At 68.4% G+C, this 24,702-nt stretch carries 28 protein-coding genes; 16 read left to right on the top strand and 12 right to left on the bottom strand.

Annotated elements, in window-relative coordinates; translation table 11 throughout:
* Positions 1-56 precede the first annotated feature (56 nt).
* Positions 57-1,532 (top strand): aminotransferase-like domain-containing protein, encoded by a 1,476-nt coding sequence (locus GBZ48_RS12685; RefSeq protein WP_174471376.1) that lies wholly within the window; start codon positions 57-59, stop codon positions 1,530-1,532.
* Between the two features lie 68 nt (positions 1,533-1,600).
* Here the strand turns inward: GBZ48_RS12685 and def are convergent, their stop codons facing one another.
* Both def and GBZ48_RS12675 read right to left on the bottom strand, forming a co-directional pair.
* Complete coding sequence (def, locus tag GBZ48_RS12680) at positions 1,601-2,137, bottom strand: peptide deformylase (RefSeq protein ID WP_209798342.1); 537 nt, start codon at positions 2,135-2,137, stop codon at positions 1,601-1,603.
* Positions 2,138-2,225: 88 nt separating this feature from the next.
* Positions 2,226-3,344: an urea carboxylase-associated family protein gene (locus GBZ48_RS12675; RefSeq protein WP_246307159.1), complete on the bottom strand. Its 1,119-nt coding sequence runs from the start codon at positions 3,342-3,344 to the stop codon at positions 2,226-2,228.
* Between GBZ48_RS12675 and GBZ48_RS12670 the strand changes: the two genes are divergently transcribed.
* A complete protein-coding gene (locus GBZ48_RS12670) occupies positions 3,298-3,963 on the top strand; it encodes a GntR family transcriptional regulator (RefSeq protein WP_209798341.1) in 666 nt (221 codons plus the stop codon). The genes GBZ48_RS12675 and GBZ48_RS12670 overlap by 47 nt on opposite strands.
* Positions 3,964-4,002: 39 nt before the next feature.
* On the opposite strand, the gene GBZ48_RS12665 is transcribed toward GBZ48_RS12670, so the two are convergent.
* Entirely contained in the window at positions 4,003-4,935 is a 933-nt protein-coding gene (locus GBZ48_RS12665) for a LysR family transcriptional regulator (protein WP_174471374.1), read from the bottom strand.
* 248 nt (positions 4,936-5,183) lie between these two features.
* Between GBZ48_RS12665 and GBZ48_RS12660 the strand changes: the two genes are divergently transcribed.
* The 10 genes from GBZ48_RS12660 (at position 5,184) to GBZ48_RS12610 (ending at position 14,457) form a co-directional block, all read left to right on the top strand.
* On the top strand, positions 5,184-6,104 hold the full coding sequence (locus tag GBZ48_RS12660; RefSeq protein WP_209798340.1) for an ABC transporter ATP-binding protein: 921 nt from the start codon (positions 5,184-5,186) through the stop codon (positions 6,102-6,104).
* Positions 6,101-7,618, top strand: coding sequence for an ABC transporter permease (locus tag GBZ48_RS36210; RefSeq protein ID WP_246307158.1), 1,518 nt, complete (start codon positions 6,101-6,103; stop codon positions 7,616-7,618). Before GBZ48_RS12660 ends, GBZ48_RS36210 begins: the two co-directional genes overlap by 4 nt.
* A gap of 80 nt (positions 7,619-7,698) precedes the next feature.
* The gene (locus GBZ48_RS12645; protein ID WP_174471373.1) at positions 7,699-8,721 is read left to right on the top strand and encodes an amidohydrolase family protein; all 1,023 of its coding nucleotides are present in this window, start codon (positions 7,699-7,701) and stop codon (positions 8,719-8,721) included.
* Positions 8,718-9,698, top strand: coding sequence for an ABC transporter substrate-binding protein (locus GBZ48_RS12640; RefSeq protein ID WP_174471372.1), 981 nt, complete (start codon positions 8,718-8,720; stop codon positions 9,696-9,698). Before GBZ48_RS12645 ends, GBZ48_RS12640 begins: the two co-directional genes overlap by 4 nt.
* Positions 9,699-9,712: 14 nt before the next feature.
* Positions 9,713-10,540: an SDR family NAD(P)-dependent oxidoreductase gene (locus GBZ48_RS12635; RefSeq protein ID WP_246307157.1), complete on the top strand. Its 828-nt coding sequence runs from the start codon at positions 9,713-9,715 to the stop codon at positions 10,538-10,540.
* Positions 10,537-11,343, top strand: a complete 807-nt coding sequence (locus GBZ48_RS12630) for a TIM barrel protein (protein WP_174471371.1) — start codon at positions 10,537-10,539, stop codon at positions 11,341-11,343. Before GBZ48_RS12635 ends, GBZ48_RS12630 begins: the two co-directional genes overlap by 4 nt.
* A 26-nt stretch (positions 11,344-11,369) precedes the next feature.
* Positions 11,370-11,930 (top strand): cupin domain-containing protein, encoded by a 561-nt coding sequence (locus tag GBZ48_RS12625; protein ID WP_174471370.1) that lies wholly within the window; start codon positions 11,370-11,372, stop codon positions 11,928-11,930.
* Between the two features lie 105 nt (positions 11,931-12,035).
* Positions 12,036-12,824 (top strand): SDR family NAD(P)-dependent oxidoreductase, encoded by a 789-nt coding sequence (locus GBZ48_RS12620; protein ID WP_174471369.1) that lies wholly within the window; start codon positions 12,036-12,038, stop codon positions 12,822-12,824.
* On the top strand, positions 12,821-13,519 hold the full coding sequence (locus tag GBZ48_RS12615) for a ThuA domain-containing protein (RefSeq protein WP_174471368.1): 699 nt from the start codon (positions 12,821-12,823) through the stop codon (positions 13,517-13,519). The genes GBZ48_RS12620 and GBZ48_RS12615 overlap by 4 nt, the downstream gene beginning before the upstream one ends.
* A 32-nt stretch (positions 13,520-13,551) precedes the next feature.
* A complete protein-coding gene (locus GBZ48_RS12610) occupies positions 13,552-14,457 on the top strand; it encodes a TauD/TfdA dioxygenase family protein (RefSeq protein WP_174471367.1) in 906 nt (301 codons plus the stop codon).
* Positions 14,458-14,477: 20 nt separating this feature from the next.
* On the opposite strand, the gene GBZ48_RS36205 is transcribed toward GBZ48_RS12610, so the two are convergent.
* The 4 genes from GBZ48_RS36205 to GBZ48_RS12590 form a co-directional block, all read right to left on the bottom strand.
* Complete coding sequence (locus GBZ48_RS36205; protein WP_174471366.1) at positions 14,478-15,071, bottom strand: HipA domain-containing protein; 594 nt, start codon at positions 15,069-15,071, stop codon at positions 14,478-14,480.
* Complete coding sequence (locus GBZ48_RS36200; protein WP_174471365.1) at positions 15,068-15,637, bottom strand: HipA N-terminal domain-containing protein; 570 nt, start codon at positions 15,635-15,637, stop codon at positions 15,068-15,070. Before GBZ48_RS36200 ends, GBZ48_RS36205 begins: the two co-directional genes overlap by 4 nt.
* Before the next feature lies 1 nt (position 15,638).
* The gene (locus GBZ48_RS12595; protein ID WP_174471364.1) at positions 15,639-16,049 is read right to left on the bottom strand and encodes a helix-turn-helix domain-containing protein; all 411 of its coding nucleotides are present in this window, start codon (positions 16,047-16,049) and stop codon (positions 15,639-15,641) included.
* A gap of 181 nt (positions 16,050-16,230) precedes the next feature.
* Positions 16,231-16,668: a DUF7079 family protein gene (locus GBZ48_RS12590; protein ID WP_174471363.1), complete on the bottom strand. Its 438-nt coding sequence runs from the start codon at positions 16,666-16,668 to the stop codon at positions 16,231-16,233.
* A 197-nt stretch (positions 16,669-16,865) separates the two neighbouring features.
* On the opposite strand from GBZ48_RS12590, the gene GBZ48_RS12585 reads away from it, so the two are divergent.
* Positions 16,866-17,570 (top strand): YoaK family protein, encoded by a 705-nt coding sequence (locus tag GBZ48_RS12585; protein ID WP_174471362.1) that lies wholly within the window; start codon positions 16,866-16,868, stop codon positions 17,568-17,570.
* Positions 17,571-17,600: 30 nt separating this feature from the next.
* Here the strand turns inward: GBZ48_RS12585 and GBZ48_RS12580 are convergent, their stop codons facing one another.
* Entirely contained in the window at positions 17,601-18,530 is a 930-nt protein-coding gene (locus tag GBZ48_RS12580; RefSeq protein WP_174471361.1) for a LysR family transcriptional regulator, read from the bottom strand.
* A 136-nt stretch (positions 18,531-18,666) separates the two neighbouring features.
* Between GBZ48_RS12580 and GBZ48_RS12575 the strand changes: the two genes are divergently transcribed.
* From GBZ48_RS12575 to GBZ48_RS12565, 3 genes are all read left to right on the top strand, one after another.
* A complete protein-coding gene (locus GBZ48_RS12575; RefSeq protein ID WP_174471360.1) occupies positions 18,667-19,365 on the top strand; it encodes a pirin family protein in 699 nt (232 codons plus the stop codon).
* A gap of 70 nt (positions 19,366-19,435) precedes the next feature.
* A complete protein-coding gene (locus tag GBZ48_RS12570; RefSeq protein WP_174471359.1) occupies positions 19,436-20,011 on the top strand; it encodes a TMEM175 family protein in 576 nt (191 codons plus the stop codon).
* Positions 20,012-20,121: 110 nt separating this feature from the next.
* The gene (locus GBZ48_RS12565; RefSeq protein WP_174471358.1) at positions 20,122-20,352 is read left to right on the top strand and encodes a hypothetical protein; all 231 of its coding nucleotides are present in this window, start codon (positions 20,122-20,124) and stop codon (positions 20,350-20,352) included.
* 68 nt (positions 20,353-20,420) lie between these two features.
* On the opposite strand, the gene GBZ48_RS12560 is transcribed toward GBZ48_RS12565, so the two are convergent.
* The 4 genes from GBZ48_RS12560 to GBZ48_RS12545 form a co-directional block, all read right to left on the bottom strand.
* On the bottom strand, positions 20,421-21,224 hold the full coding sequence (locus GBZ48_RS12560) for a FadR/GntR family transcriptional regulator (RefSeq protein ID WP_174471357.1): 804 nt from the start codon (positions 21,222-21,224) through the stop codon (positions 20,421-20,423).
* A 127-nt stretch (positions 21,225-21,351) separates the two neighbouring features.
* On the bottom strand, positions 21,352-22,116 hold the full coding sequence (locus tag GBZ48_RS12555) for an SDR family oxidoreductase (RefSeq protein WP_174471356.1): 765 nt from the start codon (positions 22,114-22,116) through the stop codon (positions 21,352-21,354).
* An 18-nt stretch (positions 22,117-22,134) separates the two neighbouring features.
* A complete protein-coding gene (locus GBZ48_RS12550) occupies positions 22,135-23,334 on the bottom strand; it encodes a mandelate racemase/muconate lactonizing enzyme family protein (RefSeq protein WP_174471355.1) in 1,200 nt (399 codons plus the stop codon).
* Between the two features lie 102 nt (positions 23,335-23,436).
* Complete coding sequence (locus GBZ48_RS12545; protein WP_174471354.1) at positions 23,437-24,474, bottom strand: L-idonate 5-dehydrogenase; 1,038 nt, start codon at positions 24,472-24,474, stop codon at positions 23,437-23,439.
* Positions 24,475-24,702: the final 228 nt, after the last annotated feature.

Raw genomic sequence — 24,702 nt, 5'->3', positions numbered from 1 at the left:
GCAGCCCGACGTGATTGCCAGCGCGATGGTTTCGGGGAAAGAAGGACGGTTGCACCATGCAGATCGACACCGCCTGGCGGCTTCTTTTCGGCGGGATGGAGCGCGACCCGCAGGGGTTGAGCGCGCGCGTCCGCGGCATCATCGCGGACGCCATCGAGGCTGGCCTGCTGGCGCCCGACATGCGGGTTCCCTCCAGCCGCAGCCTTGCCGAGGCGCTGGGCATCTCGCGCAACACCGTCAACGCCGCCTATCAGCATCTGATCGACGATGGCCTGCTGGTCGCGCGGGAGCGCAGCGGATGCTTCGTCGCCTCGTCCGACGACCGGCCGGCGTCGGAGCCCATGCGCACCGGCGCCGCGGCCGACAAGGCCGGCGGCTGGGCGGCGCGCTTCGCCATCCGGCCATCGCGTCTGCCGCAGATAACCAAGCCGCGCAACTGGATGGACTATCCCTATCCCTTTCTGTTCGGGCAGTTCGATCCCAGCCTGTTTCCGACCAACCCGTGGCGGGAGAGCGTGAAGGCGGCGTCGAGCGTGCAGGAGATCACCCGCTGGGCCCGCGACATGATCGACGACGACGACCCCGACCTGCTGGACCAGCTGCGCCACAAGGTGCTGCCCCGCCGCGGCATCTTCGCCGGTCCGGGCGAGATCATCGTCACCATCGGTTCGCAGCATGCGCTGTCGATGCTGGTCCAGCTGCTGGTCGGACGCGAAACGCCGGTCGGGATCGAGAATCCGGGCTATCCCGACGTGCGCCATATGGTCGGCATGGCGACGGCGGACATAAGGCCGCTGACCTGCGACGGCTTCGGCATCGTGGCCGATGCGGTGTTCGCCAGCCGCCGGGTCGCCTTCGTGACGGTGGGGCACCAGTGTCCGACCACCGCAGTGATGCCGATGGGACGGCGGCGCGCCCTGCTGGACGCCGCCGCCCGCCACGACGTCGTCCTGATCGAGGACGATTACGAATCCGACCTGTCGGTGGAAGGGGATGCCGATCTGCCCTGCCTGAAGAGCCTCGACCGGGCGGACCGGGTGATCTACACCGGCAGCTTCTCCAAGATCCTGGCACCGGGCCTGCGCATCGGCTACGTCGTGGCGCCGAAGCCGGTGATCGATGAGTTGCGTGTCCTGCGGCGGCTGATGTTGCGCCACCCGCCGACCAACAACCAGCGCAGCCTCGCCACCTTCATCCAGCTCGGCCATTACCGCCAGCATCTGCGCCGGACCGCCGCCGTGCTGGAGGAGCGGGCCGAGCTGATCGCCGGGCTGCTGCCGAAGCTTCTGCCCGGCTGCCGGTCCCGCCGCGACTTCGGCGCGAAGAGTTTCTGGATCGAAGGTCCGCCCGACCTGGACAGTCGTGATCTGGTTCGCAGGGCGCGCGATCAGGGCGTCCTGATAGAAGCCGGCGATATCTTCTTTCTGGACCCCGCCGAGGGCCGCCGGTATTTCCGGCTGGGCTTCACCTCCATTGCCGCCCACCGGATCGAACCAGGGTTACGCCGCCTTGGGGCTTTGCTGGCGGCGTGAACCGGCGTGAACCCGTCGGCACCAAGATTGGGGGTTTTCGGCCGAGGACATCTCCCGCCTGGATCGTGTCAGTGCGCTTCCAGATCGGCCAGTCCGGACTCCGGAAACAGGACATCGATGAAGCCGAACTTGGACATGTCCACGATCCGCTGGGGAAAGAGGAAGCCGTCGAGATGGTCGAACTCGTGCTGGAAAACCCGGGCGTGGAAGCCTTTCGCTTCGCGGACGAGCGTCGTGCCGTCCTCCAGGGTGCCGCCATAGCGGATGTGCGTGCAGCGCGGAACCATCCCGCGCAGTCCCGGAACCGACAGGCAGCCCTCCCAGGATTCCTCCACCTCTTCGGTAAGTTTTTCGAACCAGGGATTGATCAGCGTGGTGACGGGGACGGGCGGCACGTCCGGGTAGCGCGGATTGGAGTCGAAGCCGAAGACGATCACCCGCAGGTCGACGCCGATCTGCGGTGCAGCCAGCCCCGCGCCGTTGGTGGCGTGCATGGTTTCGAACATCTCGGCGATCAGCGACTTAACCGCCGGGTCGTGGATATCCTCGACCGGCCTCGCCACCCGCTGCAGGCGGGGATCGCCCATCTTCAAGATTTCACGCATGATGTGTCCGTCACTCCGCTCGATGCCCGCTCCATGAGTCATCGGGATCGGCCGCGGTGCAAGTGCGATCTGCGATGTCCGGAGCCGTTCAGCAGCCGTGGCTTCGGTCGTAGCCATTGATGGCCGGTGTGCGCCATCCCTCCGGCAGTCGGGCGGGCTTGTGGATCTCGACGAGGAGCGGATGGCAACTGGCCGCGTCCGAGGAATGCTCCGACGAGCAATCGCCGCCGGGGCAGGCGGACATGCAGCCGAGCAGGTCGAGTTCGGCGAAAAACTCGAGGTAATCGCCCGGCCGCACGGGGCTTGCCTTCATGAAATACTGCCCGGTGTCCCGGGTGAAGCCCGTACACATGAAAACATTCAGCACATCGTGGATGTGGGGTTCGGCCTCGGGCAGGGTCATGCCGGTGGCTTTCGCCAGCGCGCGGGTGAGATTCGAATGGCAGCAGTGGTGGTAGTGGTCCCCGCCGTTGAGCAGGTTGTGCGTGTAGGGGTCGCAGCGGGTGCCGATGACGTCATGCACCGACCCGCCGAATTCGTCGAAACCGTACCAGTCGAGCGTGTCGTGCGTGATGGTGGCGATGGGGCGGAGATAGGGGAAGTTGGAAAACAGCTGATCGCCAAGCCCCACATGGGTGCCGTTCAGCGCGCGGGTCTTGCCGGTGTAGAGCCGCTCCTTCAAGTCGTTCGCGTTGAAGAGGTTGAGGTCGCCAACCTGTGCGCCTTCCGTCGAGACGATGCGGCAGAAGTGACCGGCAGGCACGGTCCAGGTGGCCGCATCGCGCGGCGGGACCACCACCGTCCCGACCAGCTCCATCCCGTCCCGCACCGCGCGGTATGCCGCCAGATCGGCACGCGGCAAGCTCTGCGTCGGATAGCAGATGACCGGCCCGATCGCCTTGCGTGCAGCGGCATCTGCGGGGGGCACCGTGATGGGGGTGGGCTTCATTGGCTTTTCCGTTCGGTTCATCAGGATCGCCGCTGGCATCACCGCCGGGATCGCCGCCGCGATCATCATTGAGATCGATAACGGCCATGCGGTAACCTGCTCAACGAGTGAGTAGCGATTGTTGAATACCATAAAATATATTGTTGAACAATCTTGATTCGATCCGGCAGCGCCGGGATCTTGGGAGGTGCCGATGACGATCAGGACGACGATGGAAGCCGACGAGGCTTCCCTTGCCGGCGCGGTGGCGATCCGCATCCGTGAAATGCTGATCGCCGGTGAGTTCGAGCCCGGCCAGAAGCTTTCGGAACACCGGGTGGCGGCGGATTTCGCGGTGTCCCGGAACACGCTGCGCGAAGCGTTCCGCTTTCTGACCAGCCAGCGGCTGCTCTCCTACATTCCCAACCGCGGCGTCTTCGTCGTGGTGCCGGACGAGGCCGCGATCATCGACATCTACCGTGTCCGCGCGGTGATCCAGCGTGGCGCCGTCGAGGCGGCGAGCCGGGGCCATCCTGCCTTTGCCCGCATGCGGGTCCTGGTCGAAGAGGGCAGGGAGCTTGGCGCCAGGCGGGATTGGCAAAAGGTCGGGACGAACAACATGGAGTTCCACCGCGCCATGGTCGGCCTGTGCGACAGCCCCCGGCTCAGCGCCAGTTTCGACCTCGTGCTCGCCGAACTCCGGCTTGCCTTCGGGCAGCTCAAGGACATGGCCCATCTTCACGAGCCATACATCGACCTCAACCACACGCTCCTTCGTGCGCTTGAGACGGGCGACCGGCTGGCATCGATGACGACGCTCGACGCGTATCTGCTGCAATCGGAGCGTGGCGTGCTCGGGGCGTTGCAGCATCGAAGGGCGGCCGAGCCGGTCAAGTGACCGCCGGCCCTCCGGGCCGAAGCAGTATCACGGAAACCATCACTCCTCTTCCGTCGCGACGGTGAAGTTCCGGTCCCTCTGCCTCAGCTCGTCCAGCAGGCCGTCGATGATGCGTAGCGCCTGTGCCGTGGCGGCATTCACCTCGGTTCCGGCGGGATGGATGAGGAACAGCGTGCGCATCAGCGCCGGGTCGCAGATCGGCCGGATCACCAGGGCGCCGGCCTGGATGTCTTCCGCGACGGCGCTGTGCGGCAGGATCGCGCAGGCCAGTCCGCGCCGGACCATGTCCTTGATCGCCTGCATCGATTCGAGCGAGAAGGCGATGTTCGGCACCAGCCCGCGCGCCGTCATCGCCTCGGTGACCAGGCGCCTGACCAGATCGCCCTCGTTGGGCATCGCCAGTTCGGCGTCGGCGATGGCCGCCAGTGACAGCGGGCCGGTCCCGTCGAACCGCGAACCCGGATGGGTGATCAGGCACAGCGCCTCGTTCAGCCGCGGTTCCCGGTGCAGCATGCGGCTGCGCGGCACCGTGTAGGCCAGCGCCAGATCCAGCTTGCCCGATGAGACATGGCCGATGAGGGCATGGCTCAGCTCTTCGAACAGCTTCAACTCCACCCCCGGCAGGGCGCCGTGCAGCCGTTCCATCAGCCTGCCGGCCAGCAGCCCGGACAGGCTGGGGGTCAGTCCCACCGCCAGCGTTCTCGGGACCTGCCCGGCGACCTCGCGCAGCGAGCGTTTCAAATCCTGCAGGCGCCGCACCATCAGCCGCGCCTCTTCCAGAAAGAGGAGGCCGGCGGGGGTGGGATGGGTTCCGGTGACGGTGCGGACCAGCAGCGGCACGCCGAACTCCCGCTCCAGCGCCTTGATCTGCACCCCCAGCGCCGGCTGCGCGATGTTCAGCGCCAGCGCCGCCTTGCTGATGCTGCCCAGTTCGCAGACGAGGATGAAGCTTTCCAACTGGCGGCTGCGCATCGGTCGGGATCCATCGGTGCGGCCCGGTGGGGCGGCTCAATTGGGCGGCCCAGCGTGGCAGCCCTGCGGTACGCCACGGGCAGGGACGAAAGCCTCGCATCGGCGGCGGGGGAGGGCAAACAATTTTTATATGGGGGTGGTCCAAAGCTGTCCTAGACAGGGCCGGCGGGCTGCATTTGTATGCTTACAAAACAAACAGAATTCAGGCGCAACGCCGAACGCCCGACACCGGGAGGGAGATGCAGCCCATGCGTGGCCTATCGTCAGAAAGAGCGCCGGTCCCCCAGGATGCGGCAGGCGCGTCCCATCCGGCGCAGCCCATTCCCTTCGGCCGCGCCCAGGGTCCGAACGGTGCCCAGGGCTCCAACGGCCTCGCGGCCGGCGCCCACGCGGTGATGACCGGCGTCACCCGCATCTTCGGATCGGCGGTCCATGCGCTGGGTCCGGTCGATCTTGAGCTGCGCCGGGGAGAGTTCTTCTCCATCGTCGGGCCGTCCGGCTGCGGCAAATCCACCCTGCTCGACGTGCTGGCCGGTCTGAGCAGCCCAACCGACGGCACCATCACCTTCGAAGGCAAGCGCGTGCGCGGCACGGTTCCCGACGGGGTCGGCGTGGTCTTCCAGGAGGATGCGTCGTTCCCCTGGCTGTCCGTGCGCGACAACATCGCCTTCGGCCTGCGCCGCGCCGGCTTCCGCGGTGCGGAGGCGGAAGAGCGCGTCCGCCATGCCATCGATTTCATGGGGCTGAACGATTTCGCCGGCGCCTATCCCAACCAGCTGTCCGGCGGCATGCGCCAGCGCGTCTGCATTGCCCGCACGCTGGTGATGCGCCCGCGCCTGGTGCTGCTCGACGAGCCGTTCGGCGCGCTCGACCAGCAGACCCGCCTGCTGATGGGCGACGAGCTGCTGCGGCTGTGGCGGGCCAGCGGGGCGACCGTCCTGCTGATCACCCATGCGCTGGACGAGGCGGCGATGCTGTCCGACCGCATCGGCGTGATGTCGTCGCGCCCCGGCCGCTTCATTGAGATCGTCGAAACCGGCTGGCCGCGCGACCGCACCAGCGCCATCGCCGCCGAACCCGCCTTCGGCGAGGTCACCACCCGCCTGTGGAACACGCTGCGCGAGGAATCGCTGAAGGCGATGGCCAGCCAGCGGAGGGTCGCGGGATGACGCGGGCCGGCATCCAGCGCCTGCTGATCACCGCCGCGGCCGTCCTGGCGCTGGAGGCGTCCTGCCGGCTGGGCTATGTCGGGCGCGCCACCATGATCCCGCCGTCGGAGATGCTTGCCGAGCTGGTCCGTCTGATGGGAACCGACGGCTTCTGGTCGCAGATCGGCTTCACCCTGCGCAACATCCTGGCCGCCGCCGTCGCCGCGATGGTGGCGGGCTTCGCCGGCGGCGTCGCGCTCCACGCCCTGCCGCGGGTCCGCCGGGCGGTCGAACCGCTGATCGCCAGCTATTACGCCCTGCCGTTCTTCGTGCTGTATCCGCTGTTCATCGTGCTTCTCGGCATGAACGCGCTGCCGATCATCGCCATGGGCTTCCTCTATGCGGTGATGGCGATGGTGACGGCGACGCTGTCCGGGCTGGACCGCATCCCGCCGGTGCTGCGCAAGGTCGGCCGCACCTACCGCCTCGACCGTGTCCAGGACGCGCTGCTGATCCAGCTTCCGGCCGCCGGGCCGCACATCTTCACCGGGGTGAAGCTGGCGCTGAGCTATTCGGTGACCGGAGTCATCGGGGCGGAGTTCATCCTGGCCGGCAGCGGGCTCGGCTACTCCATCGCCTTCGCGTACAACAATCTCCAGGACCGGACGATGTACGCGCTGCTGCTGTTCGTCGTGGTCTTCGTCTCCAGCCTGACCGTGCTGCTGCACTGGGCGGAACAGCGGGTGCGCCACCGCTCCGGTGCCGGCCGCGTCGGCGCCGCCCGCGACACCGCCGGGGCGGGGGAGAAGCTGGCCGCCGCCGTCGTCATCGCCCTGCTGATCCTGGGCGGCTGGCAGCTGTTCCACGGGCTCGCAGGGGACGAGGCGCTGGCTTCGCCTGCCGTGACCCTGAACCGGATGACCGTCCTGTTCGGCAACCCGTCCTTCTGGGAAAATGTGGCGGAGACCGCCAAGGCGCTGGGGCTGTCGCTGCTGATCTCCTGCATCGGCGGCGGGCTGGCTGGCGTGCTGATCGGTGCCAACCGGTCGCTGTCGGACGTGCTGGAACCGCTGTTCGTCACCCTCTACGCCATTCCCAAGGTCACGCTCTATCCGGTGATCCTGCTGCTGTTCGGGCTGGGCATGCCGGCGAAGGTAGCGTTCGGCACGCTCCACGGCTTCATCCCGATGATGCTGGTCACCATGGGCGCCATCCGCGCCATGAACCCGGTGCTGCGGCGCTCGGCCCGCGCCATACGGCTGACGCGGATGCAGACGCTGACCGCGGTCCTGGTGCCGGCGACGGTGCCGGAGATCGTGACCGGCCTGCGCATCAGCTTTTCCATCACCCTGCTGGGCGTGATGGTCGGCGAGATGTTCGCGTCCAAGCGCGGGCTGGGCTTCATGATCATGAACGGCATCAGCGTCAACGACACCGCGACGATGATGAGCGTCACCGTGCTGATCGGCCTGTTCGCCCTGGCGGTCAACAGCGTGCTGCTCGCGCTCGACAACCGGATGCACCGGGTCGCCTGAGCGGCGCCCGCATTCGAACGCCCTCTTCGCCAGCCCCTTCCTTCCCGGCCGCCGGCCCGCCCGGCGGAAAGGACCTTCCCATGCCCATCGAAACCGCGACGCTGATCGACGTTCATGCCCATGTCCGCCTGGAGGCGACCAACGGCGCCGCCGGCATCCACGGGCCGGAGCATGGCGTCGACGGGAACGGCCAGCCCTGGTACCGCGTCGGCAATTACCGACTGAGCGGCGTCCGCCACCTGAACAGCCCCTTCACCGACCCGGAGCTGCGGCTGCGCCGCATGGATCAGGCCGGCATCGATTTCCAGGTGCTGTCGGCCAGTCCGCTGAACTATTTCCACCACATCGACGTGCCGTCCGCCGTCTCCTTCTGCCGCCGGCACAACGACGCGCTGGCGGAGCTGGTCGCGCGCTATCCGGACCGGCTGGGCGGGCTGGCCGCCCTGCCGATGCAGGACCCGCGCGCGGCGACGGAGGAGCTGGAGCGCTCCGTCGGCGAGCTGGGACTGTGGGGGGCGGCGACCGGCACCGAGTTCGCGGGCGAGCCGCTGCACAGCTCGGAGTTCGACAGGCTCTACGAGGCGTTCGTCCGGCTGGACGTGCCGCTGTTCCTGCATCCGGCCCCGGCCGGCATCGACGGGCCGCCCGGCGACCCGGCGCTGAAGCGTTTCGACCTCGACGTCATCATCGGTTTTGCCGCGCAGGAGACCATCGCCGTCGCCACCCTGATCTTCGGCGGCGTGCTGGAACGCCATCCCCGGCTGGATGTCTGGATCAGCCATGGCGGCGGTGCCGCCGCCTTCACCGCCGGGCGGCTGGCGCAGGCCGGCATGAAGCGCCCGTGGGCCAGCCAGTCGATGAAGAAGGACGGCGCCTTCGAGGAGATGCTGTCGCGCCTGTGGTTCGACACGCACCTGAACGACGACCGGGCGCTGGCGTTGCTGACCCAGGTGGTGGGGCCGGACCGGCTGGTCTTCGGCACCAATTTCGCCGGCTGGGACCAGCCGGAGGATGGGCATCACGGCGCCGTGTCGCCGGCGCTGGCCGGCAACGCCCGCCGCCTGCTGAGAAAAGACAAAACCTACAACGGAGGGACGCCATGACCATCACCCGTTTCCTGACCCGCGCGCTGGCGGCGGTGCCGCTGATCGGTGGCCTGCTGGCCTCGGCGCCGCAGGCCCATGCGCTGGAGATCATGGCGTCCCACTATGGCGCCCTGCTGAACACCGCCCCCATCGCGGTGGCGCTGGAGCGCGGCGACTACAAGAAGAACGGCGTCGACGTCACCGACGTGATGAGTTCGGTCGGCGGCGGCACCGGCATCCGCAACATGGTGGGCGGCGGGCTCGGCTACGGCATCGTCAGCACCTCCACCGCGCTGGCCGGCATCAGGCAGGGCATGGACATCCGCATCGTCCACACCGCGATCCGCCGGGTGGACGACCTGCTGTGGGTGACGCGGCCGGACAGCGGCGTGTCCTCGGTCAAGGATCTGGTCGGCCGCAAGGTCGGCATCACCGCGCCGAAATCGTCGAGCGAGCTGATGGTCACCATGGCCTTCGAGGCGGCCGGCTATCCCGGCAAGGCCGACATGGTGGCGCTGGGATCGGTCGGCTCGGGCCTGTCGGCGCTGGAGCAGGGCGGGGTGGACGCGGCGCTGATCCTGGAGCCGCTCTACAGCGCCCGCAAGGACCGCTACAAGGTCGCCTTCTCGCTGGAGAACCTGCCGTCGATGACGCCGACCGTCGGCGTCGCCACCGGCGACTTCATGCGCAAGAGCCCGGACCAGCTGCGCGGGCTGCTCGCCGCCTGGCGCTCCGCGGTGAACTTCATCTACGAGAACCCGGAGGAGGCCGCGAAGATGGTCGCCAAGCGCTATGGCGACACGCTGCCGGTCGATGTCGCCACCGCCTCGATGAAGCGCATGGCGGCGATCAAGTACTGGAGCCAGGGCGATTTCGACATGGACGCCCTGAACATCTGGGTCAAGGGCATGGAACGCATGGGCGAATGGTCCGGCCCGGTCGACTGGTCGAAGGTGCTGGACAGCTCCTTCCTCGCCGCCGACCTGCGCAAGTGACGGAGGACCCGGCCATGGACCCGGCCATGACGCAGCAGACCTCGACCGCGGGCGGCGCGCTGGCCGTCGTCATCGGCGGCGGCAACGGCATCGGCGAGGAGACCGCCCGGCTGATGGCGGCGCGCGGCTGGCGGCTGGCGGTCGCCGACCTCGACCCGGATGCCGCGGAGCGGGTGGCCGGCGACCTCGGCGGCGCCGCGCTGGCGCTCGACATCGCCGACGCCGGCGCGGTGGAGCGGGCGGCGGCGGCCATCGAGGCGGCGCATGGTCCGGTCGGTGCGCTGGTGGTCGCCGCCGCCGTCTTCCAGCCGGTGCTGCCGCCGGCCGAGCTGCCGCTGGAGGTGTGGGAGCGCACGATCCACGTCAACCTGACCGGCACCTATTACGCCAACCGGGCCTTCGGCACCCGCATGGCGCGGCAGGGGCGGGGCAGCATCGTCAACATCGCGTCGATTGCCGCCATCGGCTCGGTGCCGGTCCATGCCTATGCGTCGAGCAAGGCGGGGGTGGTCAGCCTGACGCTGAACCTTGCCGGGGAATGGGGACGCGCCGGGGTGCGGGTCAACTGCGTCTCGCCCGGCTCTACCCTGGTGCCGCGGGTGGTCGAACGGATCCGGTCGGGCCGCTATGCCGCCGATCCGGCCGAGTTCACCGCGCTCGGCCGGATCGTGCAGCCGCGCGAGGTGGCGGAGAGCATTGAGTTCCTGGCCTCCGACCGGGCGTCGGCGATCACCGGCGTCAATCTGGTGGTGGATGCCGGATGGCACGTCGCCGGCAGCTGGGCACAGTATGGCGGCGTCCGTCCGGCTCCCGCCCCCCTCCAGGCGGGAGGTGCCGCGTGAACCCGCTGTCGCTCTCCTACTACACGGTGCCGGAGCTGTCGCCGCCCGACATGGTGACGGTGGCGGCGGACCAGGGCTGCGACCATGTCGGGCTGCGCCTGCTGGGCGGCCAGCCCGACGGCGATCCGATGCCTCTGCTGGCCGACCCCGCCCTGCGGCGCGAGATGAAGCGGCGCATGGCCGACCGCGGCGTCACGGCGCTCGACGCCAACACCGCCCGCGTCCTGCCCCACACCGACCTCGACGCCTTCCGCCCCTTCCTGGAGGCGGCGGCCGAGCTGGGTGCCCGCCATGTTCTGGCGACCGGCGACGACCCCGACGAGGGGAGGCTGGCGGCAAGGCTGGGACGGCTGTGCGACGATGCCGCCGGCTTCGGCCTGACCGTGCAGTTCGAGTTCGTGCCCTGGATGAGCGTGCCGAGCGCCGCCGCCGCCGCCCGGCTGATCGGCCGGGTGGAGCGCCCGAACATCGGCATCGCGCTCGACGCGCTGCATTACGACCGCTCCGGCGGCACGCCGGCCGAGGTGGCGGCGATCCCATCCGGCCTGTTCGCCTACATGCATCTCTGCGACGCCCCGCGCGATTATCGGACCGACCGCGATGCCCTGCTGCACACCGCGGTGAAGGAGCGGCTGTTTCCCGGCGACGGCGGCATCGACCTGACCGGGCTGCTGCGCGCGCTTCCGCCCGGCCTGCCGCTCGCCCTCGAAATCCCCACCACCGCCCTGGCGCGGACGATGGATGCGCCGGCCCGCGTGGCGCGCGCCGTCGCCGCCACCCGCCGCCTGCTGGCGGCGCTCTGACCACCGCCCACCCAGGAGGAACCATCATGGCCGCCAGCCCCGAGACCGGCACCGCCATCCGCGCCTGCGCCCAGGCGGTCATCCGGGCGATCGAGACGCACGGACACGACACCGCCCGCCTGACGGAGGCGCTGCGCGAACCGCTGGCAGCACTCGCCGCCCGGCCCGACCTGTGCACGGCCGGCGTGCCGCGCATCGGCAACCACGTCGCCAATTCCCAGTACCTCTACTATGACGGCGACCTGTCGATCCTGCTGTTCGAGCTGCCCGACGGCCAGCCCATCGCCGTCCACGACCACGGCAACTGGGAGAGCATGGCGATCTACCGGGGGCGGGTGAAGCACACCGTCTACGAGCGGCGCGACGACGGCTCGGTTCCCGGCAAGGCCGACCTGACCATGGTCGAGGACCGCGTGCTGGAACCGGGCGACAGCGTGGTGATCGCCCCGCCCGCCGACATCCACGGCTTCATGGCGCTGGAGCCGGGAAGCTGGGGCATCACCGTGGCGAGCGGAACCTACAAGCCCGAGCGCAGCTATTTCCAGCCCGAGGCCGGAACCGTCGTCAGCAGGCGCCCGCGCGGCTGACGCGCTGCCCGCATCCGGAACAAGGAAGACCACAGCGATGGGTGCAGAGCACGCCGCGACGGGGATCCCGTCAACCTTCGAAACCCGCTTTTCCGGGAGGATCGCATGACCAAGACCGCTCTGGTGACCGGAGCCGGCGGCGGACTGGGCGCGGCCATCGCGCGCCGTCTGGCCGGCGACGGATACCGCGTGGCGCTGCTCGACCTCGATGCCGCCGGGCTGGAGGTCGAGGCCGCGCGCATTCCCGGCGCCCTGGCCTTCACCGCCGACGTGACCGACGAGGCGCAGATCGACGCGGTGGTCGCCGCGATGGCCGAGGCGTTCGGCGACGGCCCCGACCTGCTGGTCAACAATGCCGGCATCGTCCGTTTCGGCGACCTGCTGGAGCACAGCGTCGCCGATTTCCGCCGCGTGGTGGACGTCAACCTGACCGGCACCTTCATCGTCACCCGCGCCGTCGCGCGGCGGATGGCGGAACGCGGGTCGGGGGCCATCGTCAACATCACCTCGCTGAACGCCGTCGCCCCCAGCCCCGACGCCGGGGCCTATCCGGCGACCAAGGCGGCGGTCGCGCTGCTGACCGAACATCTGGCGCTGGCGCTGGCGCCGCGCGGGGTGCGGGTCAACGCCGTCGCCCCCGGCTTCATCGACGCCGGCATGTCGGCGCCGATCTATGCGGATGCGGAGGTGCGCGCGGTGCGCGGCGCCGCCGTCCCCGCCCGGTCGCTCGGCACCGCCGACGATGTCGCCGACGCGGTGCTGTTCCTGGCCTCGGACCGCGCGCGCTACATCCACGGACAGCATCTGATGGTCGATGGCGGCGTGTCCTTCAGCCTGAAGATGCACCTGCCCCGCCGCGCCCCGGCGGTGAAGCCCCTGGCGGGCGACCGATGAGCGGGGCGGTCCGCAACCTGATCCTGACCGGCGGCATCGGCCACCCCTTCGCCGACGCCGCTCCGGCGCTGGAGGAAATCCTGGCCGGCGCGGGTGTCGTCTCGACCGTCACCGACGACATCGAAGGCGGGCTGGCGGCGTTGGACCAGGGCGGCTTCGACCTGCTCACCGTCTATGCGCTGCGCTGGCGGATGCTGGGCAGCGAGAAATACGCCCCCCACCGCGAGCGCTGGGCCTTCTCGCTGTCGCCCGATGGGCGGGGGAGGCTGTGGAACTTCGTCACCGGCGGGGGCGGGCTGCTGGGCCTGCACACCGCGCTGATCTGCTTCGACGACTGGCCGGACTGGAAGGATCTGCTGGGCGGCGCCTGGGTGTGGGGCCGCTCCGCCCATCCGCCGCGCGGTCCGGTCACCCTGGTCCCCACCGACCGTCCCCATCCCCTGACCGCCGGCCTGCCGCCCTTCACCGTCACCGACGAGGCTTACGGCGATTTCGATCTGGCCGGCGACGTCCGGCCGCTGGCGCTGGTGGCACCGGACGGGGGACGCGCCTGGCCCGCCCTGTGGGCGCGCGACGCCGGGCTGGGGCGGGTGGTGGCCGACACGCTGGGCCATGACCGCGCGTCCCTGGAACACCCGGTCCACCGCCAGATCCTGACGCGTGCCGCCCTCTGGGCCTGCCGCCGACCGCTTTGAAAACCAACCGACCTGCACGAGGAACCGTCCCGATGACCAGCCTCCATGCGCCAGCCGCCTCTTCCGCCGCCGCATCCGCCGCCTCTTCCGCGACCATTCCCCTGTTCACGCCGCTCGACGGCATCATCGGGGCGGAAACCGACAGGCTGGACCTGTCCCGGCCGCTCGACGACGCGACGGTCGATGCGGTGCGGACGGCCTTCCGCGACCATCATCTGCTGGTGATCCGCAACCAGTCGCTGGACAAGGAGCGCATGTACCGCTTCGCCGAGCTGTTCGGCCCAATCGAGGGTCACATGATCCGGCTGGCCGACGGGTCGAAGTGGGATGCGGTCCACACCATCACCAATCTGGACGCCGCCGGCAACCCGGTGGCCAAGCCCTTCATCAGCTCCAACTATTTCTGGCACACCGACAAGTCCTTCCTGCGGGAGCCGTCGCTGCTGACGATGCTGCAGGCGGTGGAACTGCCGCCGAACGGCGGCGACACCCAGTTCGCCGACATGACCGCCGCCTACGACGCCCTGCCGGAGGCCACGCGCCGGCGGATCGACGGGCTGAAGTCGGTGCAGAGCCTGGAGTTCATGCGCCGCTACACCGGCAGCGCCCCGCCGACCGAGGACGACATCGCCGCCGCCCCGCCCATCGCCCATCCGCTGGTCCGCACCCATCCCGAGACCGGGCGCAAGAGCCTCTACATCGGCATGTACAGCTCCCACATCGAAGGCATGCCGGAGGAGGAGGGGCGCGCCCTGCTGGAGGAGCTGCTGGAGCATGCGACGCAGGACCGCTTCGTCCACACCCACCGCTGGCGGCACGGCGACCTCGTCTTCTGGGACAACCGCTGCCTGCTGCACCGCGCCACCGCCAATTACGAGATGGGCAAGCACCGCCGCGTGCTGATGCGCGTCGTGGTGAAAGGCTCCGTGCCGGAGTGACGGGTGCGGCATGCCCCGCCTCACGGGATGGTGGCGCCGGGAGCCGTCGTTCGCCCGAGCGCAAGCGCTTCCTCGATCTGGCGGTTCTCCATCGCCGGGGCGATGGCCCGCATGTCCTGCCCGGTCATGCCGAGCCTCGTTCCGATTTGCCGCCACCCGGCGGAAATCGCATTGGCCATGCCGATGGCGATCTTGCGGGCCTCGTCCTCGCTCGTCTGGAAATACGGAGCGGCCTCGATCAGCCGGGCCACGCTGAGGTCGTTGCCGTGGATTTCGGAGATGGCGATTTTCAGGGTGCCCTCCTCCGGAACCGGGTTCACGTCGAACGCCGGAGAGAGGGTCCATTTGCCTCCGGGCGCGGCGAGGAAACCGTGGTTCCGCAGATGGTCGTCGGTGTTCCGGATCAGGATGCCGAACATCACCCGCCGGAAGAGTTCGCGGATGTCGGTCCGTGGGGCTGCGCAGTGCGTGAGCATCCGCTGGGCCAGATCGACGTAGTTGCCCGGCTCGGCACCGCGCAGCCCCATGAAGGTCTGCGCCGAGATGAAGGGGACACGGGCATGCGGCTGACCGGCCGCGCGGCCGGCAATGCGGTCGAAACGCCGGATGATCACGACGGGAAAGCGCTGGCCGGTCGGAGCGATCCGATGGCGGTCTTGAGCAGACCGCCGTGAAGCATCTTCGCCCGGCTCTCCCGGTAGTGGATGGGGTCCGCCTCGAACGCACGGGACTCGGCCACGATCTGCTCGAGGTCGAAAAGGCGCGGAATGGAGATCTCGCCCGCCTCCCTGGGAGGTGCGAGCGGCTTCCCGGCAGTGCCCGGCTTGTCGAAGTAGCGAAGCGCTCCGGAGCGGAGTTCGTCGTCGGCCTCCAACAGGTAGTCGAGTTCCGAGTCCACGCGGCCGCCCAGCGCCATCCTGATGATGGCACGGCCCCACGAATCCGGGGAACCATCGGCAATCGGGCCGGGAAGCGCGGAGGCGTTGCCCGTGCGCGCGTGGTAGAACGGAGCCACCTGGAGCGGCAGGTCGGGCGCGATGGCGAAGGCCCGCGGGTTGTCCAGCCACGAGGCATGATAGGTGAATGCGGACGTTTCGCGGGTGCCCGTGCTCTCGTGGATGAACTCTCCCACGGGAACGGCATTCGTTCCGAGCCGGACGTCGATCCTCCGTGTCGTCATCTCACCAACCCTCCACCTCGTCGTTGGAGACGATGGGGCCGGTCGTGGCGTCATCGGGCTTAGACCCGTTTTTCTTCGCCCGAGGCTTCGAGACGCGGGTCGGCACGTCCTGGCGGAGCATCATCAAGGCAACGTCGTCTTTCGTCTGGTCGAGGAGGTTCGTGAGCAGATCCAACCGGCCGAGAGCGTTGAGCGCCATCGCGAGCGTGTTGAGCGAGACGCCGGCATCGCCCTTCTCCAGCCGATGCAGGGTTGCTCGGGACACGCCCATCGCCCGCGCGAAATCCTCGGCCGGAATGCGGCGCGACCGGCGTGCGAGAGAGATGTCCTGGCCGAGCTTCCCGATTGCCCGAGCCACCGCCGGATAGACCGGCGACCCTTTGGTCCTGTGGGTTCCGTCTTGGGCTTTCATCGTCTTACACCTGATACGCGATCGGGGAATTGGGTCTCATGTGCGTGACGTGATGCAGATCGGAACGACGTCTCGGGTCGAGCCGGTTTGCGTCTCATAGATAGTACGTTATTTCGGGTTGTGTAGCGTTTGCGATACATTGTCCGATATCGGAACGACGCTATGACGTGGGTGCCCGGCCTCAGCTGGGGGGCCGCTGCATGGTGCCCCTCACGTTTGCGATGCCCCGCGCCGGCTTGCGCCGACAGGCGATCTCCCGGCGCGTGACCGTCCATTCCTCCCTCGGGAAGCACCCCGGCAGGGCCAGGCTGAGCCTCGCCAGCAGCCTGGAGCGCCAGCGCGTCCGGCGACCTCGGATCGCCTGCTCAAGCATGGCGGGATCGAAGCCGGCCCATTCACCGGCAGGCTGGAGCAGGTTCGAAAAGCAGACGGGGTGGATCTCCTCCCGAAGGATGGCGTCCATCTCCTCCAGGCTGTAGGGCGAGGCCGAAAGAACCTGCACCCGCCATGCGCGGGACAGCGCAACGTCCGTGTCCAGATACATCGTCGACAACGCTTCCCAGACCGGGCGGCGCTCTTCCAGTTGTGTGTCCGAAAAGCGGATGGTGCTGCTGTTCATCGGGATGAGGGCTGGTGACGACCGGGAAGTCCGGCAGCCTAACCCATCCGTCCATCCTGTCGAGGCTGTTCGCCATGCGGCCAGACCTGCCGGAAGGTCCAGAATGGTCCAAGGTCGTGCCGATGCGACAAGACCATGCCGGCCGCCGCCGCCGATACTGCCCCCTTCGCCCGAAGAAACCGCAGGAAACGACAGCCATGTCCGCACCGGCCGCATCCGGCACCTCCCCACTGCCCATCCTCCTGCTGCTGCTGTCGGTGACGACGGGGCTCGTCGATGCCGTCAGCGTGCTTGGCCTGGGCAAGGTCTTCACTGCCAACATGACCGGCAACATCGTCTTTCTCGGCTTCGCCGTCGTCGGTACGCCAGGCTTCCGGGTTCTGCCGGCGGTGGCGGCGCTGCTGTCCTTCCTGACCGGCGCCCTGATCGCCGGCCGGCTCGGCAGGACATTCGCCGGCCGGCCGATGCGGCATTGGCTGCTGACCGCCGCCCTGTTCGAAACGGCCCTGTTCTGGATCGCCGCTGCCGTCGCCGCGGGCTTCGATGTCGGAACGCAGGCTCCGGCGGTCGCCCTCTACGCGATCATCGCCCTGACCGGTTTCGCCATGGGGTTCCGCAACGCCACGGTCCGGCAGATGAAGGTTCCCGATCTGACGACGACGGTCCTCACCCTGACCCTGACCGGACTGGCCGCCGATTCCGGCCTTGCCGGCGGGGCGAACACCAATGCGCGACGCCGGATGGCCAGCGTGGCGGCGATCTTCCTCGGTGCCGCGCTCGGCGCCGTCATGGTCATGCAGAGCGGTCTGGTGCTGCCCCTGGTCGTCGTCGGCGCGCTGGTGCTGGCAGGCACCGCGTTCTGCGCCCTTCACCCGGCCTCGACCGCACCGGTTGCGGCCTGACGCCGGTGCGGCGATACCGGGAACCGTCCATCAGAGGTCGGTGAAGCCGTCCTCCTCTCGGTCGCCGGCTCCCAGCTGCACGAACTGGGCGAGCAGCCAGGAGGCGGCTGGGCCGGGCGGCGTGTCGCGCCGCCAGACGCCGGAGAAGCGATAGGTGCCGCCCGGATGGTCGGGCATGGCGAGCCGCACCAGGGTGCCGGCGACCAGATCGGGCTCGACCATCGGCAGCGGCATGTTGCCCCAGCCGATTCCCTCGCGCAGCAGCGCGTGCTTGGCGCCCAGGTCGGCGAGCCGCCATGTGCGCGGACTCATCACCGAGAAATCCTGCCCCTCGGTGGCACGCGACCGGTCGGTGAGGACCAGCTGCACATGGTCGCGTCCGGCGCCGGAGGCGATCTGCGCCATGCGGCCCAGCGGATGGTCGGGTGCGGCGACCGGCACCATCGGCACCGATCCGGCGGTCGTCCGGTCCAGCCCGTCCATACCGGCCGCCACCGGGCCGGAAATCCCGAGCACCGCTTGGCGGTCGAGCACCAGGGCGGCGACCGCGCCCAGGGTTTCGACATGCAGGCGCAGCGAAACCGTCGGATGGCTGCGCGCGAAGTCCCGCAGCACCCGGCCCAGACGGTCGGCCGGCAGCATCACGTCGACGGCGAGATCGACCTCCGCCTCCAGCCCCTCGTGCAGGCCCCGCACCTTTGCGCGCAAGCCGTCCATCGCCTGTGCAATCGTCCGGGCTTCGGCGAGCAGCGCCCGCCCGGCGGCGGTCAGCGCCGGCTTGCGCGACCCTTCGCGGTCGAACAGCGGCAGGCCGAGCTGGGCTTCGAGGTTGGCGATGCCGTAGCTGACGACGGAGACCGCCCGGTTCAGCCGCCGTCCCGCCCCGGCGAAGCTGCCGGCATCCACCACGGCGAGGAAGATGCTGAGTTGGTCGAAGCTGGGGGTGCCGACGCTGCTCATCGTTCAACTTTCTTGAACATCTTGCGGCGATTTATAGGGGTAAACCTGAAAGGAGACCAGGGCTATTGTCCTCTCAAGCGAAACACGGCGGCCGATGCGGCAAGGACCCATCGGTCGCACAATCAGGAGACGGACCATGATCGAACTGCGTCCCTTCGAGAGCCTGGGCGGCGAGAACCATGGCTGGCTGGATGCCAAGCACCACTTCTCCTTCGCCAACTACCATGACCGCAAGCGGATGAACTGGGGCAACCTGCGCGTCTGGAACGACGACACCATCGCCCCCCGCACCGGTTTCCCGACGCACCCGCACCGCGACATGGAAATCATCACCTATGTCCGCGAGGGCGCCATCACCCACCAGGACAATCTGGGCAACAAGGGCCGTACCGAGGCGGGCGACGTCCAGGTGATGTCCGCCGGCACCGGCATCGCGCATTCCGAATACAATCTGGAGGACGTCACCACCCGCATCTTCCAGATCTGGATCATGCCGACGCGCAGCGGCGAGAAGCCGGGCTGGGGCAGCAAGCCCTTCCCCAAGGGCGACCGCAGCGGCCACTTCGTCACCCTGGCGTCGGGCTACTCCGATGACGGCGACGCCCTGCCGATCCGCACCGACGCCCGCGTGCTGGGGGCGACGCTGAAGGCCGGCGAGACGGCGACCTATCCGCTCGGCAAGGACCGCCGCGCGTATCTGGTCCCGGCCAGCGGTGCCGTCGAGATCGACGGGGTGCGGGTGAATGCCCGAGACGGTGCGGCCATCGCCGATCTGGACACCCTGACGGTGACGGCGCTGGAGGACAGCGAAATCGTCATGGTGGATGCCGCCTGACGAGACCGATCCCGTGCCGGGGCTTTGCCGTCCCGGCACGGCGTCATCTGCAAAGACGGGAGTTCGGACCATGAAGGCCGGCCGGCTGGAAGCGTTCACCGATGGGGTCGTGGCAATCGCCATCACCATCATGGTGCTGGAGTTGAAGGTGCCGGAGGATGGCAGCCTCGCCGCCCTGGCGGAGCGCGTCCCCATCCTGCTGGCCTATGTGCTGTCCTTCATCAATGTCGGGCTCTACTGGAACAACCATCACCATCTGCTGCAAGCCACCACGCGCATCGACGGGCGGGTGCTGTGGGCCAACCTGTTCCTGCTGTTCTGGCTGTCGCTGGTCCCCTTCGTCATCCGCTGGCTCGATGCCAGCGACTTCTCGCCGGTGGCGACCGCATCCTACGGCGTCGTGCTCGGCATGGCGGCCATCGGCTACAGCCTGACCGAACGCGCGATCATCGCCTGCGGCGGGCGCGAGTCGGTGGTGGCACGGGCGGTCGGAACCGACCTGAAGGGCAAGATCAGCCTGGGGCTGTATGCCCTGGCCATCCCGCTGGCCTTCGTCCTGCAATGGCTGTCCATCGCCCTCTACATCCTGGTGATCCTGCTGTGGCTGGTGCCGGACCGGCGGATCGAACGCATCGTGGAGGAGTGACGGAAAATCGGCGTCGATACCGATCTACACCGATAGGGTGCGGACCGGTGCTGGCTGGCTTCCCCGACCCTGTGCTACATCATGCCGAAACTGATGGGGACGCCGGCAGCATGCCAACGATGACGGACTGGACGATTCGGCACGCGGTGACGCGGGTTCACGGGTGCGAGCTGGCAGTGATCTGGCGGGGGCCGGAGATGTGGGCGTGGGTCGTCACCGTCGCCGGCGAGCAGGTCCGCTCCGGAACTGCGCGCACCATGGCTGGCGCCCAGGATGCCGCACTGCGTGCCGCGAAAGCCCATGCGGACGACGGCGGCCGCGTCCAGCTTCCGCTGTTCTGACGGCGTCGACGCTGCGCGCGGAAGGTACGGCCGCCTGCCTTCACAAGCCTGTCTTTACAAGCCTGCCTTCACACGGCCGCGGCCTTGGGGCGCCGCTTGCGGACCGGCTTCCCGGGCTCCGCGTCGCCGTCGGCCAGCGTGGCGTCGGTGTCGCCGTCGCGGCGGTAATGCTCATAGGACTTGTCGATATGCTGCTTCATCAGCTTTTCGGCTTCGTCGGGCTTGCCGCTCTCGATGGCCGCGATGATCGCATCATGCTCGTTGGCCGCGGCATGCATGCGGCCGTCCTTGTAGGTGGCGTGCTGGTGCGAGAAGCGGAGCACGTCCGGTCCCATCAGGGCGATCAGTGACCGGAGCAGGTTGTTGTTGGTCGCTTCGGCAACCTTGAGATGGAACAGGAGATCCTCTTCCAGCGTGTAGGCGTTGGCCTCGGCCTGTTCGCGCATGCGCTGCTGTGCCTTGCGGATTTCGGCGATCTGGGCGCCATGGGCGCGTTCGGTCGCCAGCCGGGCGGACAATGCCTCCAGCGCGCCGCGCACCTCGATCAGCATCTCCGGGCTGGTGTCGCCGGCATTCAGGATGTTGCTGATCAGGCCGATCAGCACATGCTCGCTGAGATTTTCCACCACCGTCCCGCTCTGCGGCGATGTGCGGACGATCCCGAAGAACTCCAGGCGGCGCAACGCCTCCCGGACCGTGCCGCGGCTGACGTCGAAGCGCTCCGCCAGCACCCGTTCGGCCGGCAGCTTCTGGCCGGCCTTGATGATCCGGCGGGCGATCAGGTCGCTGATCTGCTCGATGATGATGTCGGGCGGACGCCGGATCTTGATCTTCTGAAAGTGGCGGGAGACGTCGAAATCAGGATCATCCATGCCGCTCTCCGATCACCGAACTGGTTCGCTGGTTTATGATCACTCCAGTTGTTTAGGCATCCTTGACGGCCGAGTCAATCGCAGGCCCCCGCCGGGCGTCGCCACCCGGCGGGGGAGGATCGGAGGATCAGTAGACGGCCATGATGCCGCCATCGACGAAGATCAGCTGTCCATTGACGAAATCGGATGCCGGCGAGGCGAGGAACACCGCGGTGCCGACCAGATCCGCCGGGTTGCCCCAGCGGCGGGCGGGCGTGCGCTTCTTCACCCAGCCATCGAACTCCTCGTTCTCGATCAGCGGCTTGTTCATCTCGGTGACGATGTAGCCCGGGCCGATGGCGTTGATCTGGACGTTGAACTCCGCCCATTCCGCGGTCATCGATTTGGTGAGCAGGCGGATGCCGCCCTTGGCGGCGGCATAGGGCGCCACGGTGACGCGGGCCTGCTCGCTGGTCAGCGAGCCGATGTTGATGATCTTGCCTGCGCGCCGCGCGACCATGCGGCGGCCGGCCTCGCGCCCGACGAGGAAGGCGCTGGTCAGGTTGGTGTCGATGACCTTGCGGAAGTCCGCCACCGGGAAATCGACCAGCGGGCTGCGGATCTGGATGCCGGCGTTGTTGACCAGGATATCGACGGAAATGCCCTGCTTGTCGAATTGGGCGAAGGCCTGCGCCACGGCGTCCTCGTCCGTCACGTCGAAGGCGGACTCATGGACGATATAACCCTTGTCGCGCGCCCTGGCGGCAGCATCGGCAAGGGAATTGGGGTTGATGTCGCTGAGGATGATCGCGGCACCGGCCTCGGCCAGCCCTTCGGCGATGGCGTTGCCCAGCCCGCGGGCCGATCCGGTGACAAGGGCGGTCTTCCCGCTCAGATCGAACATGGTGGTCATGATGGTTGAGTCTTCCGGTTAGAGGCTTGTGCGGCGAACGCGCAGATCGGGACGCTCGAAGACGGCCGGCAGCAGTTCGGTGCCGAGCCCCGGCCCTTCCATCGGCAGGACATGGCCGTCGACGATGCGTGGCACCTCGGTGACGAGTTCGGTGTACCAGCCGGTGTAGAAGGCCCGCACCGACTCCTGGATCAGCGTGTTCGGGTTCGACAGCGAGGAGTGGACCGCGGCGACATAGGCGACCGGGCCGGTGCAGTCGTGCGGGGCGTAGGGGCGATGGTAGGTGTCGGCGAGCGCGGCGATCTTGCGGCCTTCGGTCAGCCCGCCGGTCCACACCAGATCGGTCATCACCACGCCGATGGCGCCGGATTCCAGCATGTCCTTGTAGGGGAAGCGCGATCCCAGCGTTTCCGAGGCGCAGATCGGCACGCTGGTCGAGGCGGCCAGCTCGGTCAGCGCATTGACCGAGTTCATGCGGATCGGATCCTCGTACCAGGTGGGATCGTAGTCCTCCAGGACGCGGGCGATCTTCTTGACGGTCGGCAGGTTCCACAGGCAGTGGAATTCGACCATGATCTGCATGCGGTCGCCGACCACCTTGCGGATCTTCTCGAACGGTTCGACCGCGCGCTTCATCTGCTCGGCGGTGATGAAACGGCCGTCGTTGGCGATGGCGGCCGGATCGAACGGCCAGATCTTCATGCCGGTGATGCCCTGTTCCAGCAGGCTTTCCGCCAGCCGGCCGGCATCGGTCATGAAGCCGTTCAGATCCTCGTACGGCCCCTCGCTGGAGCCCAGGTTCCAGGTGTCGACCGGCTTGATCTTGTTGGAGCGCACATAGCCGTAGCCGGCGCAGGTGTTGTAGACCGGCACCCGGTCGTGGCAGAGGCCGCCCAGCATCTGGTGCACCGGCTGGCCGCAGACCTTGCCGAGAATGTCCCACAATGCGAGGTCGATGGCCGATGCGGCGCGGTATTCGGCGCCGGTCGAGGACTGCGCCATCGGCAGGTTCACCAGCTCGCGGGCATGGGCCTCGATGCGCAGCGGGTCCTTGCCGAGCAGGCGGGCGGCCAGGACGTCATGGATGTGCGCCTCGACCGAGCCGGCGCCGTAGAAGGTCTCGCCGAGGCCGACGATGCCGGCATCGGTGTGGACGCGGACCCAGACGACGTTGGAGAACTCGTCCGTCCTCAATGTTTCCAGCTGCGTGATTTTCATGGAGCGCTCGCAAGGGATGGGTGGGCTGCCCGACGGGGGGGCCCACTGGAGGCGGTCTGCCGAAGGCGGGGATGCGCCGTGCCGCGGCACGGCGCCGCCGGATCAGAAGACGATCTGAACCTTCATGTTGCTGTTGCGGTCATGCGCCGCGGCGAACGCGTCGGCCGCCGCCTCGAACGGGAACTGCGCCGTGGCCAGCGGCGACAGGTCGACGCCGCCGGTGGTGAGGGCGGACACCGCCCAGGCGAATTCCTCGTGGAAGCGGAACGAGGTTTTGAACGTCACTTCCTTGGCGAGCAGCCGGTTCAGCGGGATCGGGGTGAGGCCGGGCGCCAGCATGCCGACCTGGACGACGGCGCCGCCGGGGCGGGTGCTCAGCACGCAGGTCTCCACCGCCCTGGCGCTGCCCGACGCTTCGAAGCAGACGTCGAAGCAGCCGCGGTCGGCCTGCCAGCGGTTGGGGGTCTCGCTGTCGGCAAGGACGTTGACGGTTTCATCGGCGCCGATTTGGGCGGCGATCTCCAGCGGCTTGTCCGACAGGTCGGTGATGGTGATGTGTTCGGCCCCCGCCCGGCGCGCGGCGACGGCGATCAGGCAGCCGATCGGCCCGGCGCCGGTGATCAGCACGCGCCGGCCAAGCAGGCTGCCGGCCTGTGCCACCGCATGGAGGGCGACGGCGAAGGGCTCGGCGAAGACCAGATTCGTGTGCTTCGTGTCGGCCGGCACCGGGAAGCACTGGAAGTCGCGCACCACCAGCGTTTCGCGGAAGGCGCCCTGGACATGGGGGAAGCGCGAGGCGCTGCCGAAGAAGATCATGTTGGCGCAGAGATTTTCCCGGCCGGCCAGGCAGTGCGGGCAGGTCCGGCACGGCTTGCCGGGGTTGACGGCGACGCGGTCGCCGATTTTGGTCCGGGTGACGTCGGGGCCGACCTCGACGACATCGCCGCTGATCTCGTGGCCCAGGACCATCGGCTCCCGGACGTTGAAATCGCCGACACGGCCTTCGAAGAAATAATGGAGATCCGAGCCGCAGATGCCGCCGGCGGCGATCCTGACGCGGACCTCTCCCGGCTTCAGGGTCGGTTCGTCGAGCGTTTCAAGGCGAAGGTCCTTTTGTCCATGCAGAACACAGCCGCGCATCTGGTCTCTCCTGAAAGGTAACGGCGCGCCGTCGCGCCTCGTGTCCGTGGGGGATGCGGTCCGATTGTCCGGCCCGCGGACGCCTCGTGCTTTGCCAAGGTGCCCGGCAGTGGCGGTGGCGCGTATCCGGTAAAATGGACCAATATGCGAATTGGTCTTCTGGTTCGATGATTATGCCGGTCGCGCAGACTTGTCAACACGGGCGTGTTCGGACTTGCGGCAGGCGTC

This window comes from Azospirillum melinis, assembly GCF_013340935.1.
Classification (GTDB): domain Bacteria; phylum Pseudomonadota; class Alphaproteobacteria; order Azospirillales; family Azospirillaceae; genus Azospirillum; species Azospirillum melinis.
Note: the sequence above shows the minus strand (reverse complement) of the source record. Positions and strands in the feature narration are given on the sequence as shown.